General features: G+C 71.4%; 12 protein-coding genes. 3 read left to right on the top strand and 9 right to left on the bottom strand.

The features are described from left to right. Window positions 1-297 precede the first annotated feature (297 nt). From ACGF4C_RS31570 to pgsA, 3 genes are read right to left on the bottom strand one after another with little or no spacing between them, the layout of a single operon-like run. The gene (locus tag ACGF4C_RS31570; RefSeq protein WP_393570835.1) at window positions 298-1455 is read right to left on the bottom strand and encodes a glycosyltransferase family 4 protein; all 1158 of its coding nucleotides are present in this window, start codon (window positions 1453-1455) and stop codon (window positions 298-300) included. Next, a complete protein-coding gene (locus tag ACGF4C_RS31565) occupies window positions 1452-2387 on the bottom strand; it encodes a phosphatidylinositol mannoside acyltransferase (protein WP_393570834.1) in 936 nt (311 codons plus the stop codon). The genes ACGF4C_RS31570 and ACGF4C_RS31565 overlap by 4 nt, the downstream gene beginning before the upstream one ends. Beyond that, window positions 2384-3040, bottom strand: a complete 657-nt coding sequence (gene pgsA / locus ACGF4C_RS31560) for a phosphatidylinositol phosphate synthase (protein WP_393570833.1) — start codon at window positions 3038-3040, stop codon at window positions 2384-2386. The genes ACGF4C_RS31565 and pgsA overlap by 4 nt, the downstream gene beginning before the upstream one ends. Window positions 3041-3303: 263 nt before the next feature. On the opposite strand from pgsA, the gene ACGF4C_RS31555 reads away from it, so the two are divergent. Together ACGF4C_RS31555 and ACGF4C_RS31550 are read left to right on the top strand one after the other, a co-directional pair. Next, window positions 3304-5502, top strand: coding sequence for an elongation factor G-like protein EF-G2 (locus ACGF4C_RS31555; RefSeq protein ID WP_393570831.1), 2199 nt, complete (start codon window positions 3304-3306; stop codon window positions 5500-5502). Window positions 5503-5687: 185 nt separating this feature from the next. Continuing rightward, window positions 5688-7367: a hypothetical protein gene (locus ACGF4C_RS31550; RefSeq protein WP_393570829.1), complete on the top strand. Its 1680-nt coding sequence runs from the start codon at window positions 5688-5690 to the stop codon at window positions 7365-7367. A gap of 36 nt (window positions 7368-7403) precedes the next feature. Here ACGF4C_RS31550 and ACGF4C_RS31545 read toward each other — a convergent pair whose 3' ends face one another. The 3 genes from ACGF4C_RS31545 to ACGF4C_RS31535 all read right to left on the bottom strand — a co-directional run bounded on the left by ACGF4C_RS31545 (window position 7404) and on the right by ACGF4C_RS31535 (window position 10072). Further along, the gene (locus ACGF4C_RS31545) at window positions 7404-8606 is read right to left on the bottom strand and encodes a YncE family protein (protein ID WP_393570827.1); all 1203 of its coding nucleotides are present in this window, start codon (window positions 8604-8606) and stop codon (window positions 7404-7406) included. After that, the gene (locus ACGF4C_RS31540; RefSeq protein ID WP_393570840.1) at window positions 8606-9379 is read right to left on the bottom strand and encodes a polysaccharide deacetylase family protein; all 774 of its coding nucleotides are present in this window, start codon (window positions 9377-9379) and stop codon (window positions 8606-8608) included. Before ACGF4C_RS31540 ends, ACGF4C_RS31545 begins: the two co-directional genes overlap by 1 nt. 135 nt (window positions 9380-9514) lie before the next feature. Next, the gene (locus ACGF4C_RS31535; RefSeq protein WP_393570825.1) at window positions 9515-10072 is read right to left on the bottom strand and encodes an HIT family protein; all 558 of its coding nucleotides are present in this window, start codon (window positions 10070-10072) and stop codon (window positions 9515-9517) included. Between the two features lie 67 nt (window positions 10073-10139). Here ACGF4C_RS31535 and ACGF4C_RS31530 point away from each other — a divergent pair, with 67 nt between their 5' ends. Further along, window positions 10140-10781: a potassium channel family protein gene (locus tag ACGF4C_RS31530; RefSeq protein WP_393570823.1), complete on the top strand. Its 642-nt coding sequence runs from the start codon at window positions 10140-10142 to the stop codon at window positions 10779-10781. Between the two features lie 53 nt (window positions 10782-10834). On the opposite strand, the gene thrS is transcribed toward ACGF4C_RS31530, so the two are convergent. From thrS to ACGF4C_RS31515, 3 genes are all read right to left on the bottom strand, one after another. Next, window positions 10835-12817, bottom strand: a complete 1983-nt coding sequence (gene thrS / locus ACGF4C_RS31525) for a threonine--tRNA ligase (protein WP_393570821.1) — start codon at window positions 12815-12817, stop codon at window positions 10835-10837. Window positions 12818-12930: 113 nt separating this feature from the next. After that, entirely contained in the window at window positions 12931-14109 is a 1179-nt protein-coding gene (locus ACGF4C_RS31520) for a hypothetical protein (protein ID WP_393570819.1), read from the bottom strand. Further along, window positions 14109-14696: a DUF4365 domain-containing protein gene (locus ACGF4C_RS31515; protein ID WP_393570817.1), complete on the bottom strand. Its 588-nt coding sequence runs from the start codon at window positions 14694-14696 to the stop codon at window positions 14109-14111. The genes ACGF4C_RS31520 and ACGF4C_RS31515 overlap by 1 nt, the downstream gene beginning before the upstream one ends. Window positions 14697-14806: the final 110 nt, after the last annotated feature.

Here is a 14806-nt window from a genome sequence, read left to right as displayed (position 1 = left end):
CCCAACGGGAGGGGACGGGCCGGAGGGGCCTTGTTCGTGGACGTAAAGCGACAGCAGTCCACGAACAAGGCCCCGGAGGCCCGTCACCGCACCCACCAACAACCCAGCCCGCCGCAGGCGCAACGGCGACCAAGCCCCGCGGCGGGAAAGGCAGCTACGTACGCGGCGCCGCAAAGCGCAACGGCGAGACGACCCGCGGCGCAGCAGACAGCTACGTGGGAGGCGCCGCAACGCGGCAACGGCGAGCCCCGCGGCGGGACAGCCAGCTACGTGGGAGGCGCCGCAAAGCGCAAGCGACTACGTGGGCAGAACCGAAGCCGCCCCCGCTGTCACCGTTTCGTAGACCGCGAGGATGTCCGCGCCGACCGTGGACCAGTCGAAGCGGCGGACGTGGCGGGTGCCGCGGGTGCGGAGTTCGGCGAGGCGGGCCGGGTCGCCGAGGAGCCGGACCGCCGTGGTGGCGAGGGCGTCCGCGTCCTCGTTGGTGAAGAGTTCGCCGGCCTCGCCCTGGTCGAGGACCTGGGCGAACGCGTCGAGGTCGCTGGCCAGTACGGGGGCGCCGGCGGACATGGCCTCCACGAGGATGATGCCGAAGGATTCGCCGCCCGTGTTGGGCGCGATGTAGAGGTCGACGCTGCGGAGCAGGCGGGCCTTGTCCTCGTCGCTGACCATGCCGAGGAATTCGACCCGGGAGCGGAGTTCGGCGGGGAGGGAGGCGACGGCCTCTTCCTCGTCGCCGCGGCCGGCGACGAGGAGGCGGGCGTCGGGGACCTCGGCGAGGATCTTGGGCAGGGCCTTCATGAGGACGGGCAGGCCCTTGCGGGGTTCGTCGATGCGGCCGATGAAGCCGATCGTGGCCGCCCGTCGTCCGTCACCGTCCTCGCCGGAGGTGCGCACCGATTGCCATGCGGCCTTGGGTTCGGCGCGGGCGAAGAACTCGACGTCGACGCCGTTGGGGATGACGACGGCGTCGCCGCCGAGGTGTTCGACCAGGGTGCGGCGGGCGTATTCGCTGACCGCGATGCGGGCGCTGATCTTCTCCAGGGCGGGCTGGAGGATCGGGTAGGCGGCGATCATCGCGCGGGAGCGCGGGTTGGAGGTGTGGAAGGTGGCCACGATCGGGCCCTGGGCGGCCCAGCAGGCGAGCAGGCCCAGGGAGGGTGAGGCCGGTTCGTGGATGTGGATGACGTCGAAGGCGCCGTTCTGCAGCCAGCGGCGGACCCGGGCGGCGGAGAGGAAGCCGAAGTTGAGGCGGGCGACCGAGCCGTTGTAGGGCACGGGCACGGCGCGGCCGGCGGAGACGACGTAGGGCGGGAGGGGGGTGTCGTCGTCGGAGGGGGCGAGGACGGAGACCTCGTGGCCGAGCCGGATGAGGTGCTCGGCCAGGTCGCGGATGTGGAACTGCACGCCGCCGGGGACGTCCCAGGCGTAGGGGCAGACGATGCCGATCTTCACGCCGTCTCCGTTCCGGGCTCGCGGGCCTCCAGGTCGGCGAGCCACAGGCGCTGGAGCATGTGCCAGTCCTCGGGGTGGTCGGCGATGCCGGAGGCGAAGGCGTCGGCGAGCGCCTGGGTCATCTGGGCGGCTTTCTCGACGCGGGTGCCGGTCTCGGGGACCTCGATCTCGGGGTGGACCCGGCCGCGCATGACGGGGGTGTCGTCGTACCAGAGGGTGACGGGCAGCAGCATGGCGCCGGTCTGGAGGGCGAGCATCGCCGGGCCGGCGGGCATCTTGGTCTCCTCGCCGAAGAACTTGACCGGTATGCCGGAGCTGGAGAGGTCGCGGTCGGCGACCAGGCAGACCAGGCCGCCGGCCCGCAGGCGGTGGGCGAGGGTGCCGAAGGCGGCGCCGCCGGTGTGCGGCAGGACCTCCATGCCCAGGCCCTCGCGGTAGGCGACGAAGCGGTCGTAGAGGGATTCCGGCTTGAGGCGCTCGGCAACGGTGGTGAAGGGGGTGTTGAGCTTGGTGGTGACCCAGACGCCCGCGAGGTCGTAGTTGCCCATGTGGGGCAGGGCGAGGACGACACCGCGGTCGCTCTTGAGGCCGTCGGTGAGGTGGTGGACGTCCTCGGGGACGAAGCCGTTCCTTATGCGGTCCTTGCTCCAGGCAGGGAGGCGGAAGGACTCCATCCAGTAGCGCATGTACGAGCGCATTCCGGCGCGGGAGAGCTCGGCCAGGCGTTGTGGGGAGGCGTCCGGGACGACCCGGGCGAGGTTCGTCTCCAGGCGGCGTACGCCCTTGCCGCGGCGTTTCCAGGCGGTGTCGGCGATCTGCCGGCCGAGGCGTACCGCGACGGCTTCGGGCAGCCGTTTGACGGTGCTCCAGCCCAGTCCGTAGAGCGCGTCGGTGAGTGTGCCGGTGTCGATCCGCGGCAGCCGCGGGCTCATGCGCTGTTCCCCCCTCGTGCGATGGCGTCGGCCTCGGCCGATTCGCGGCGTACCGTCACCACGCGCTGGCCGAGGGTGACGGTGCTGCCGATGGCGACGATCCACAGGGCGATCGGCAGCAGTGTTTCGATGCCGGGTACCCCGAATTTGTGCAGACCCGAGAGACCGCAGGCGACGAGGGTGATGACCAGCCGTTCGGCGCGTTCGACCAGGCCGTTGACGGCCACCGGCAGTCCGATGGCCTCGCCGCGGGCCTTGGTGTACGAGACGACCTGGCCGCTGGCCAGGCAGAAGATCGCGATGGCGCAGAGGGTCAGGCTGTTGCCGGCGCCGGCGTACCAGAGGGCGAGCCCGCCGAAGATGGCCGAGTCGGCGACCCGGTCGAGGGTGGAGTCGAGGAAGGCGCCCCAGCGGCTGGAGCGGCCCAGTTGGCGGGCCATGTTGCCGTCGACGAGGTCGGAGAAGACGAACAGCGTGATGACGACCGTTCCCCAGAAGAACTCGCCCTGCGGGTAGAAGATCAGCGCGCCGGCCACCACGCCGCCGGTGCCGATGAGGGTGACCGCGTCCGGGCTGATGCCGAGGCGGATGAGCAGGGCGGCGAACGGCGTGAGAACACGCGTGAAGAAAGCACGCGCGTACTTGTTCAGCATGGCCTTCCCGAAGGTCGATACGGGCCGCGCGGTCAAGGGGCCACCGGCTGGCCCATCGTAGCCACGAGGTCTGCGGCCACCACGAAGGCATCGCGGCGCAGGGTGCATCCCGCGGCTCGGGCCGGGCGGCGTGCGCCTCCGGGCGCGCGTGCGGGCCCCTTCGACCCCTTGTGAGCGCGGGGGCGCTGTGCCATCTATGGACGGCTGATGACCACGGTGGAAAGCTCGAATCACCGCAAAGTGTCGACCTGGAGGCGAGACACATGAGCGAGAAGACGAGTACACACCCGGGAGCCGCCGGAAGGGCGGTAACGGCCGGCCGGCCCACGGCCCTGCGGAACGTGGTGCTGGTCGGCCACAGCGGATCGGGAAAGACCACCCTGGTCGAGGCGCTCGCGCTGGCGTCCGGCGCGGTCAACCGGGCCGGGCGGGTCGAGGACGGCGGCTGTCTGTCGGACTACGACGAGATCGAGCACCGCCAGCAACGTTCGGTACAGCTGTCCCTGGTCCCGGTGGACTGGGGCGGAATCAAGATCAATATCCTGGACACCCCCGGATACGCCGATTTCGTCGGGGAACTCAGGGCCGGTCTGCGCGCAGCGGACGCGGCCCTTTTCGTTGTCTCGGCGGCCGACGGCGTGGCCGGCGCGACCCGCATGGTGTGGGACGAGTGTGCGGCGGTCGGGATGCCGCGGGCGCTGGTCGTCACGCACCTGGAGGCGTCCCGGGCCGACTTCGACGAGATGACCGAGCTGTGCCGGGCCACCTTCGGCGGGGAGGATCCGGACGCCGTGGTCCCGCTCTACCTGCCGCTGTACGGGACGCCGGGAGCCGATGGGCACGCCCCCGTACGCGGTCTGATCGGCCTGCTCTCCCAACGGGTCTTCGACTACTCCTCCGGGGAGCGCGCCGAGCGGGAGCCGACCGCCGAGGAGCTGCCGCTGATCGAGGAGGCCCGGGGCCGGCTCATCGAGGCGATCATCGCCGAGAGCGAGGACGAGTCCTTGATGGACCGCTACCTCGGTGGTGAGGACATCGACATCAAGACGCTCGTCGGGGACCTGGAGACGGCGGTGGCCCGCGGCACCTTCCATCCCGTGCTGGCCGCGGCTCCGGCCGCGGAGGGTTCGAAGCAGGGGCTGGGGACGGTCGAGCTGCTGGAGCTGATCACCGGTGGTTTCCCGACGCCTGCGGAGCGCGAGGCGCCGGCGGTGACCACCCCGGACGGCAGGCCGCGCCCGGCGCTCGCGTGCGATCCGGACGGTCCGCTGGCCGCGGAGGTGGTCAAGACCTCGTCCGACCCGTATGTCGGCCGGATCTCGCTGGTCCGGGTCTTCTCCGGCACGCTGCGTCCGGACGAGACGGTGCACGTCTCGGGCCACGGCCTCGCGGACCGGGGGCACGAGGACCACGACGTCGACGAGCGGGTGGGCGCGCTGTCCGCCCCGTTCGGCAAGCAGCAGCGGCCGCTGCCGCAGGCGATCGCCGGTGACATGGCGTGTGTGGCGAAGCTGACCCGTGCCGAGACCGGCGACACCCTGTCCGCCAAGGACGATCCGCTGCTGATGGAGCCCTGGTCGATGCCGGACCCGCTGCTGCCGGTCGCCATCCAGGCGCACAGCAAGGCCGACGAGGACAAGCTGTCCCAGGGCCTGGCCCGTCTGGTCGCGGAGGATCCGACGATGCGGCTGGAGCACAACCAGGACACCCACCAGGTGGTGCTGTGGTGCCTGGGCGAGGCCCATGTGGACGTGGCGCTGGAGCGGCTGCGGACCCGGTACGGCGTCCAGGTCGACACCGTGCCGCACAAGGTGCCGCTGCGGGAGACCTTCGGCGAGTCCGCCGCGGGCCGCGGCCGGCACGTCAAACAGTCCGGTGGGCACGGCCAGTTCGCGATCTGCGAGATCGAGATCGAGCCGCTGCCGGGCGGTTCGGGCATCGAGTTCGTGGACAAGGTCGTGGGCGGTGCGGTGCCGCGGCAGTTCATCCCCTCCGTCGAGAAGGGGGTGCGTGCCCAGGCCGGGCGCGGGGTCGCCGCCGGGCATCCGCTGGTCGACATCCGCGTCACGCTGCTCGACGGCAAGGCGCACTCGGTCGACTCCTCGGACGCCGCGTTCCAGACGGCGGGTGCGCTGGCGCTGCGGGAGGCGGCGGCCGACGCCCGGATCGATCTGCTGGAGCCGTTCTGCGAGGTCAGTGTGATGGTTCCGGACGAGTACGTGGGGCCGGTGATGAGTGATCTGTCGGGGCGCCGCGGCCGGGTCGTGGGCACCGAGCAGTCCGGGGCCGGCCGTACCGTCGTCCGCGCGGAGGTGCCGGAGATCGAGATCGGCCGGTACGCGGTCGACCTGCGGTCGCTCTCGCACGGCACCGGCCGGTTCTCCCGGGTGTACCTCCGGCACGAGCCGATGCCGCCGCAGATCGCCGCGAAGGTGCGGCAAGAGGCGGAGAACGGCGCGTAGTTGACGCCGGCTCGACCCGCCAACCGCCGTGATTCAGCCGTCGTCCGGCTCAACTCCCTTGGGGTGGACGGCGGCTGTACGCTGAGTTCCTGCCGCTGAGCAGGGTGTAGGACACCTGTTCGGCGGCGGCGACGCGGGGTCACAGGTGTGCCGTCGGCGGAAGTCGGGAAGAGCCGCATCATCGGATGCGAGCGGTGTGGGGGGCGGTAGTGGCAGACGGCTTTGACTTCAGTCCTGGGGCGCAGGTGCCGCTCTCGGGGAGCGCCGGTCAGACGGCGGCGACCCAGGCACTGGCCTCGGCCGCCTACCGTGACGATCCGCTGGTCGCCATCGCCAAGGCGGACTCCGACACCGGCAAGTCCGAGATCAAGAAGCCGAAGCTGTCGCTGTTCGAGCCCAATCTGGGGGAGGCGTTCGCGCGGGCGGTGCAGGTGCGGATGCTCGGTGGCGGCCGCAAGCCTCTGATCCAGTCGTTCGGCATCGAGCCGCAGACCGTCGTCGAGCACTGCCTGTCGGCCACCCGCATCCGCAAGCAGCGGGACTCCAAGCTGACGGTGCTGATGGTGCTGTTCGGCGTGGTGTTCCTGCCCGGTGTGCTGCTGTGGCTGGGCGTCTTCCAGCTGCGGAAGATGCTCTCCAAGGACGGCGAGGGCAACGGCGTCTCGCTGCTCGGCGCGACGCTGCTGACCGTGCTGGCCGGTCTCGGGCTGTTCTTCATGGTCAAGCTGCCGATGACCGGCTTCTGGCCGATGTACGCGCGGGCGATGATGATCGCGCCGATGATCGGCTGGTGGTGGGCCAAGCAGATCTGCGAGAAGACCGCGGTGGCCATGCGGGAGTCGTGGAAGGGGCTGCTGGAGGGCGGCGGGGTGGCCGCGAAGATCCCCGAGGCGGTGCCGCAGGACCCGAACCAGACCGCCGCCGAGACCCTCCGTCAGAACCTCGCCATGGTCACCGCCGAGCAGAACAGCAACGTGGTCTTCTACGCCGGCCCCAAGGGCATACTCGGCATGGGTACCCGCTGGGGCAGCTGGCAGCTCGCCGAGGAGCTCAAGCCGGCCCAGGAGGGCACCGAGATCCACCCGTTCCGCAGCTGGGACGTGATCCGGGCGATCCACGACAAGCTGCGGCTGCTGGAGCGCAGCCCGCTGCACACCGGCGGTTTCCCCACCCCGTCCGTGCGCCATTGGATCGTCTCCCCGGTCGGGGAGAAGGCCGCCGCCGTCGCCCGGCCCGAGGGCACGCATGTGGAGGCGTACCAGATCCGCGGGCACGAGATAGAGCGGATCTGCAACGAGCAGCAGTTCGGCAGCGGTAACCGCCACTACCTGGGTGTGCAGTTCGTGCTGTGGGACGGCCAGTTGGTGATCACGCTGATGATCACCGTCACGGTGCTGCACGAGACGCTGCGCATCGAGGTGACCGGTCACGCCCTCGGTCCGGTGAACGGCCTGTTCACGACCAAGCCGGAGCCGAAGACCAAGGACGTCGCCAAGGTCGTCAAGTTCTGGGAGACCAAGACCCAGCACCTCCCGCTCATCGAGCCCAAGGAGGTGGTCCGGCTGGCCGCCCGGGCGCCGCTGACGTGGTTCCCGCCGGTGCTGGACTTCCTCGGCGGGAAGCTGACCCTGCCCGAGCCGTTCGGTCTGCGGCACGTCTGGGCGGACAAGCCCTGGCGGCACCGCTTCATGGCCGACGACGCGCTGCGCGCCGCGACCCCGGTCCTGCGCACGGTGCACGCCGCCGCCATGGGCGTCCTGGCGGAGCACGGCGTGGACACCGAGCGCTTCACCAACCGTTCGCTGGTGCTCAGCGGCATGATCCAGGGCGTGGAGCCGCAGAAGGCCGACGAGTACAACGCCTAGCCGGGGCCCAGGCCGTGGGGCCGGGCGGCCCCGGGGTCACCGGAAGATGCCGGTGTGCCCCAGGGAGTACCGCCCGGGCTGCGGGTAGACGGCCAGGCCGTGCGGGCCCTGGCCGACCGGGATCTTGGCGAGGGTCTTGCCGGTCTTCGTGTCGAGCGCGTAGACCTCGGAGTTGTAGCGGCCGGACAGCCACAGCACCTTGCCGTCGATGGACAGTCCGCCCATGTCGGGGCTGCCGCCGCCGCGGATGTGCCACTTGTCGACGAGCTCTCCCGTTGTGAAGTCGAGCAGGGAGATCGAGCCCTCGCCGCGGTTGGAGATGTACATGTACCGCGAGTCGCGGCTGACGTAGAGGCCGTGGGCACCCTTGCCGGTCGGCATGAGTTTGGGCCGGTCGAAGGTGTCGCCGTTCATGACCCAGATGCCGTCGGCCATCATGTCGGCGATGTACCAGGTCCGGCCGTCCGGGGAGATCTTCACGTCCTGCGGCATCGCCCCGTCGAACGGCAGCTTCTCCTGGCCGATGACCTTCATCTTCTCGGTGTCGACCTTGAGCAGTTCCCCGGAGAACTCGCAGGAGACGATGAAGTACCGGCCGTCCGGCGAGAAGTCGGCGTGGTTGACGCCGGCGCAGTTGACCGGGAGGGTCTTGCGGATCTCCATGGTGTGCGGGTCGCGGAAGACCAGTTGGCGGTCCATCGAGGCCATCACGACGGCGTACCTGCCGTTGGGCGTGAAGTAGAGGTTGTACGGGTCGTGCACCTTGACCGGCGGGCCGGCCTTGCCGGTGGCCGGGTCGATCGGGGTCAGGTCGTGCCCCCGGTTGTTGTTGACCCAGAGCGTCTTCAGGTCCCAGGACGGCACGACGTGCTGCGGCTGGACGCCCACCGGGATGGTCTCGATGACCTTGTACGTCTTCGGGTCGATGACGCTGACCGTGTCGGAGCCGGTGTTGGGCACGTAGATCCGCGGCGGGAAGTCCTTGACCTCGGGCACCAGTTTGCCCGGCCGGTCGGCCGCGTACAGGTCGTGCTCGTCGATCAGTGGCGGCATGCCCGGCAGTCCCGGCTTGGCGGCCTTGACCGGCGCGCGTTCGACCGGCCGGGGGCTCTGCCCGGCCGGCTTGCCCTCCCCGCTGCAGGCCGCCGCCACCAGCGCGCAGGCCACGGCGAGCAGCGCGGACGCCCGGCGGCGGACGCGGGGGCTCTTACGGTCGTGGGTACGGTTGCGGTCAGCCATCAGGTCACTAGCTCCGTTGTCGTCACCGCGCGCAGTCCGCGCCGGCGGAGGCCGTCGAGGATCGGGGGCAGCGCGGCCACCGTGCCGGCGTGCCCGAGGTGGAGGCTCACGACCGAGCCCGGCCGGACCGCGTCCAGGACCGTGCGCCGGACGGCCGGGGCGCCGGGTTCGTTCGCGTCGAGGGAGTCCACGTCGTAGGAGAGGACGTGCGGATAGCCGGCCTTGCGCGCCAGCTGTGTCACGAGGTCGGTGGCGCGCCGGGTCTGCGAGGGGCGGAACCAGCTGCCGATGGTCCCGGTGAGCCGGCGCAGCCGGTCGGCGCAGCCGGTGATCTCGGCGTAGGCGTCGGCGGCCGGCAGGGCACAGATGTCGCGGTGGTGCAGGGTGTGGTTGCCCAGTTCGTGGCCGCCGTCGAGGATGCGGCGGGCCATCTGCGGCTGGGCGTCGAGCCAGTCGCCGACGACGAGCACGGTGATCCGGGCGCCGGCCCGCTCGGCCTCGTCCAGCAGGGCGGTCGCCAGCTTCGGGTCGCCCCGGCCGTGGAAGGTCAGCGCGACGGCGCGGGCGTCGCGCGGGCCGTTCTCGATCTGTGCGGGCAGGCCGGGCACCCGGGTGGGCGGGCGCGCGGCGTGGGCCGGCCGGTGCGTTCCCCCGTCCGCCGGGGACGGGCTCGGGCCGGCGTCCCGTGCGGGGCCGCGCTCCTCGTCGCGGTGGGGGTCGCAGCCCGACATCAGCGCACCCGCGGCAGCGGCCGAGGCGGCCGCGCGCAGCACCGAGCGACGATCTGGGGAAGTCACCACCCCATTAGAGAGGCAACTAATCCGAATTAGGGCGATCTATCCGATTCGCCCTCGTACGTGTCGCCTCCGGGCCGGCCCCGGCGGGCCTCCCGGACGGCGGCGGGCATCCTACGCGGGCCAGGCGGCGGCCAGCATCGCCCGGGTGTCGGCGAGGAGTTGCGGCAGCACCTTGGTGTGCCCGACGACCGGCATGAAGTTCGTGTCGCCGCCCCAGCGCGGGACCACGTGCTGGTGCAGGTGGGCCGCGATGCCCGCACCGGCCACCGAGCCCTGGTTCATCCCGATGTTGAAGCCGTGCGCCCCCGACGCGGTCCGCAGCGCGGTCATCGCCCGCTTGGTGAACTCCGCCAGCTCCGCGGTCTCCGCCTCGTCCAGCTCGGTGTAGTCGGCCACGTGCCGGAACGGGACGACCATGAGGTGACCGCCGTTGTACGGGTACAGGTTCAGCACCGCGTAGACGCGCTCGCCGCGGGCGATCACCAGCCCGTCCTCGTCGGACTTCGCCGGGATCGTGCAGAACGGGCAGCCGTCGTCGGCCCCCGGGCCGCTCGGCTTGTTCTCCCCCTGGATGTAGGCCATCCGGTGGGGCGTCCACAGGCGCTGGAAGGCGTCCTGCGTCCCGACTCCGATCTGCTGCTCCGGCTCGCTTGTCATACGGGCCAGCATATGGCGTCGCCCATTGGCAGCGTGTCGTTGGGGCGTATCGCACCGGCCGCTGGACGATGCTGGGCCGGTGGACAGGGAACAGCGGCGACGGGAGTGGGAGCGCGCCGCCGAGCCGTACCTCCTCGCCGCCTCGCTGCTCTTCCTGGCCTCCTACGCGGTCCAGGTGCTGGTGCCCGGCCTGTCCCCCGGCTGGCAGACCTTCTGGGCGCTGGTCACCGTCGGCACCTGGGGCCTCTTCGTCGCCGAATACCTGGCCCGGCTGCTGCTCAGCGACGACCGGCGGCGCTTCGTCCGCACCCACTGGCTGGACCTGATCGTGACCGTCCTGCCGCTGCTCCGGCCGCTGCGGCTGGTCGAGACGCACGACCGGATGCAGCGCCGCCGGGACCACCCCCGGCTCGCCCTGGAGGCCCGCGTGATGGCCTACACGGGCCTGACCGCCCTGCTGCTCGGCTTCGCCGCGAGCCTCGCCGTCTACCACGACGAACGGCACGCCCCGGGCAGCACCGTCCGCACCTTCGGCGACGCGGTGTGGTGGGCGTGCTCGACCCTGACCACTACCGGTTACGGCGACATCACCCCGGTCACCGCCCGCGGCCGGGTCACCGGCGCGGTGCTGATGTTCGTCGGCGTGGCCCTGGTCGGCGCGGTCGTGGGCTCCTTCTCCTCCTGGCTGGTGCGCCGCTTCCGCCGGGAGGGCGAGACGTGAGAGGGCCCCGGGGAGCGGATGCTCTCCCGGGGCCCTCGGTCACGCCACGAGCGTCACACCTGGACGCGGCGCTCGACCACGTCCAGCAGCTTGGCGATGGCCTGGTCACGCGGAATGCCGTTCTCCTGCGACCCGTCGCGGTAGCGGAAGGACACCGCACCGTGCTCCATGTCCTCGTCGCCCGCGAGGATCATGAACGGCACCTTGGACTTCTGGGCGTTCCTGATCTTCTTCTGCATCCGGTCCGAGGACGAGTCCACCTCGACCCGCAGCCCCTTGGCCTTCGCCTGCGCGGCGAACTCCTGGAGGTACGGGACATGCGCGTCGCCGATCGGGATGCAGGTCGCCTGGACCGGCGCCAGCCAGGCCGGGAAGGCACCCGCGTAGTGCTCCAGCAGGACCGCGAAGAACCGCTCGATCGAGCCGAAGAGCGCACGGTGGATCATGACGGGCTGCTGCTTGGAGCCGTCCGCCGCGGTGTACTCCAGACCGAAGCGGGCGGGCTGCTGGAAGTCGACCTGGATGGTCGACATCTGCCAGGACCGGCCGATGGCGTCCTTCGCCTGCACCGAGATCTTCGGGCCGTAGAAGGCGGCGCCGCCCGGGTCCGGCACCAGCGGCAGCCCCTGCTTCTCGGCCGCCTGGCGCAGCGCCTCGGTGGCCTCCTCCCACTCCGCGTCCTCGCCGATGAACTTGTCGGACTCCGGGTCGCGGGTGGAGAGCTCCAGCTCGAACTCGGTCAGGCCGTAGTCCCGCAGGAGGTCGAGGACGAAGGTGAGCAGGTTGTCCAGCTCGTCCGCCATCTGCTCCTTGGTGCAGTAGATGTGCGAGTCGTCCTGGGTGAAGCCGCGCGCCCGGGTCAGGCCGTGCACGACGCCGGACTTCTCGTAGCGGTAGACCGTGCCGAACTCGAAGAGCCGCAGCGGCAGTTCGCGGTACGACCGGCCGCGGGCCTTGAAGATCAGGTTGTGCATGGGGCAGTTCATCGCCTTGAGGCGGTAGTTCTGCCCGTCGAACTCCAGGGGCGGGAACATCGCCTCGCCGTAGTTCGGCAGGTGCCCCGAGGTCTCGAAGAGGGCTTCCTTGGTGATGTGCGGGGTGTTGACGAACTCGTAGTCCGACAGCTCGTGCCGCTTGCGGGAGTAGTCCTCCATCACCCGGCGCACCACGCCGCCCTTGGGGTGGAAGACGGCGAGCCCGGAGCCCAGCTCCTCCGGGATGGAGAACAGGTCCAGCTCCGCCCCGAGCTTGCGGTGGTCGCGCTTCTCGGCCTCGGCGAGGAACTCCAGGTACGCCTTGAGCTCGTCCTTGGTCGGCCAGGCGGTGCCGTAGATCCGCTGGAGCTGCGGGTTCTTCTCGCTGCCGCGCCAGTACGCGGCCGCCGAGCGCATCAGCTTGAACGCCGGGATGGCGCGGGTGCTGGGCAGGTGCGGACCGCGGCACAGGTCCTTCCAGCACAGCTCGCCGGTCTTCCCGTCGAGGTTGTCGTAGATGGTCAGCTGGCCGGCGCCGACCTCGGCGGAGGCACCCTCGGCGGCGTCCGCGGCGGAGCCCTTGAGGCCGATCAGTTCGAGCTTGTACGGCTCGTCGGCCAGCTCCTCGCGGGCGGCCTCGTCGCTGACCGCGCGGCGCGCGAACTTCTGTCCGCGCTTCTGGATCTCCTGCATCTTCTTCTCGATGCGCTTGAGATCGTCCGGGTGGAACGGGGTCTCGACGTCGAAGTCGTAGTAGAAGCCGTCCTTGATCGGCGGGCCGATGCCGAGCTTCGCCTCCGGGAACAGCTCCTGCACGGCCTGCGCCATCACGTGCGCGGTGGAGTGCCGCAGGATGTTCAGGCCGTCCTCGGAGGAGATCTCGACCGGCTCGACCTCATCGCCGTCGGCGACCTCGTACGCCAGGTCCTTCAGCTCCCCGGCGACCCGTGCGGCGACGATGCTGCGCTCACCCTGGAAGAGGTCGGCGGCCGTAGTGCCCGTGGTCACCACGCGTTCTTCCCGCTCGGAATCGCGTTGGACGGTCACACGGACGTCTGACACCGGTCTCTCCTGACTCATGTCTCTTTCGCGTCAGCGTTTGCTGCGCAGCCGAATCGTACCGAGCCGCCGCACCCGACCGCGAAACGGTTTCCCCGGCACCGGTCAGCGGGCGGTCAGTCGTCGGCTCCGCACGCCTCCTCGAAGAAGTCGAGATTCTCCTGGAGGGACTTCAGCAGCCGGTCCCGTTCCGCCTCGTCGACCTGGACCGGTGTGACGTCGCGGCCCCCGGTGATCCGGCGGAAACCGCCCCGGCTCTCCAGTCTGCCGCTGACCCGGATCGGCAGTCCCACGAGGTGGGCGTGGCCCGCGATGCGGTAGTCCTCCTCCCCCAGTGCGACCCGCACCTGGACCACGTCGGCCCCGGTCAGCACCCGCAGCCGGACCGTGCCGGGGCCGCCGGGCCGTTCCCGGCGCAGCCGTACGACCGCGCCGGTCACCCGGACCGGCAGCGAGGGCTCGTCGCGGACGTAGCGCCGGGCGGCCTGCTCCAGCGCCGGGAGGTCGCCGGGCGAGAACTCGACCGGTTCCGGGCGGGCCGGGCAGCCGGCCGGCGGACCGGCCGCCGGTGACCACTCGACCGAGATCCGCACCCCCTCCGCGTCCCGTACGAGCGCGATCAGCGCCTGCACCAGCTCGTGGCAGACGCCCAGCTCGACGGCCGCGTCGTAGGCCTCCATGCCGCCGGTGGCGCGCTGGTAGTCGGTGGCGTCCCGGGCGGCGTGCAGGGCCCGCTGCAGCCCGGCGACCGCCGTGCGGCCGCCGTCGGCCGGGACGAAGGCGGTCAGCCGCCGGCCGGCGGTCGCGGGCCCGACCAGGACCTCGCCCAGGAACCCTTCGGCCTGCCGCTTGTGCCGGGCGCCGTAATAGCCGGCCCGGCCGTACGTGCCCAGCGCCCCGGCGACCAGCATCGCGCGGGCCGCGCCGCGCAGCTGCTCCTGGGCGACCCAGCGCGCGGCGACCGGGCCGCCGTCGGGGACCTCGCGCTCCCAGCCGACCTCGTCACTGGGCACCGCCAGCCCGGTCAGCACCTCGCGGGCGGAGGGCGCGGCGGACCGCGAGAGCGCCGCCAGGGCCTCGGCGAGCAGCTCCGCGCTGTCGGGGAAGCGGCGGTCGTGCGGGACCAGCAGGCTGGTGCCGCCCAGGCCGCCGGGCGGGGTCCAGCGGGCGTAGTGGCCGGCGGCCCCGCCCCGGCGGCGCCAGCCGTGCCGGGCCAGCAGCGCGCTGAGGACGGCGGGGTCGAGCCGCGCGGGATCCAGCGGCCGCGCAGGGGGTTCGTCGATCGGCCGGTACATCACGGTCTCCCTCCCGCCCCGACCCGGGTCATGATTTCGCAGAGCGCGCGGTCGTCGAAGATCCGCGTGGTCGGGATCCGCACAGTGGTCCTGCGCCGGCCGGTCACCGGATGGCCGGCCAGGTTGATCCAGTAGCAGCAGTGGCGCAGTTCGAGCCGGTCGTGGGAGGCCCGCAGCCACTCCTCCTGGGTCCGCGGGGCCAGCATCACGACGAGGATCTTGTGCACCGACACGGGCGTGCGGGCCAGCTTCACCAGGTGGTCGTTGTCGAGGGTGAAGGCGAAGGTCGGGCCGGGCGGGCGCGGGGCGGTCTGGTAGGTGCATTTGAGCTGCACCTTGATGGTGACCTCGTCGTCGACGGTGTGTCCGGGTGCGCCGTGGCTGACGTGCCAGTCGATGCCGTTGTCCGGGAAGGGCTGGGCCAGCGAGCAGCCGGAGGCGGCCGCGACCGCGTGCAGATAGCCCACCTGGAGCGTCTCCATGCAGGCGGTCGTCGCGAGTCCGCCGCGCTGCGGTGTGGTGGCGGGCGGGGGGTACCTCCCGCTGGCGGGGGACAGCCCGCCCGGTTCGGGCTGCGCGATGGTCATCGCGGGCATGCCTTCCGGGCTCGGTGGGTGCGCGGAGATGAATGCGTCGGAGATGACGGGGAACCGGCGGATCGCGTGGCCCGTCCCTGTGGTTGTCTCCGCGTCAAGTG

It is taken from the genome of Streptomyces sp. NPDC048197, from assembly GCF_043202395.1.
GTDB classification, from domain to species: domain Bacteria; phylum Actinomycetota; class Actinomycetes; order Streptomycetales; family Streptomycetaceae; genus Streptomyces; species Streptomyces siderophoricus.
The sequence above is the reverse complement of the archived record's forward strand: the minus strand, read 5'-3'. Positions and strand labels throughout refer to the sequence as shown.

What these genes read in the sequence shown, in the direction of transcription:
- ACGF4C_RS31565 (WP_393570834.1), bottom strand. Translation starts at nt 2,387, where the DNA reads ATGAGCCCGCGGCTGCCGCGGATCGACACCGGCACACTCACCGACGCG.
- pgsA (WP_393570833.1), bottom strand. Translation starts at nt 3,040, where the DNA reads ATGCTGAACAAGTACGCGCGTGCTTTCTTCACGCGTGTTCTCACGCCG.
- ACGF4C_RS31555 (WP_393570831.1), top strand. Translation starts at nt 3,304, where the DNA reads ATGAGCGAGAAGACGAGTACACACCCGGGAGCCGCCGGAAGGGCGGTA.
- ACGF4C_RS31550 (WP_393570829.1), top strand. Translation starts at nt 5,688, where the DNA reads ATGCGAGCGGTGTGGGGGGCGGTAGTGGCAGACGGCTTTGACTTCAGT.
- ACGF4C_RS31545 (WP_393570827.1), bottom strand. Translation starts at nt 8,606, where the DNA reads ATGGCTGACCGCAACCGTACCCACGACCGTAAGAGCCCCCGCGTCCGC.
- ACGF4C_RS31535 (WP_393570825.1), bottom strand. Translation starts at nt 10,072, where the DNA reads ATGCTGGCCCGTATGACAAGCGAGCCGGAGCAGCAGATCGGAGTCGGG.
- ACGF4C_RS31520 (WP_393570819.1), bottom strand. Translation starts at nt 14,109, where the DNA reads ATGTACCGGCCGATCGACGAACCCCCTGCGCGGCCGCTGGATCCCGCG.
- ACGF4C_RS31515 (WP_393570817.1), bottom strand. Translation starts at nt 14,696, where the DNA reads ATGACCATCGCGCAGCCCGAACCGGGCGGGCTGTCCCCCGCCAGCGGG.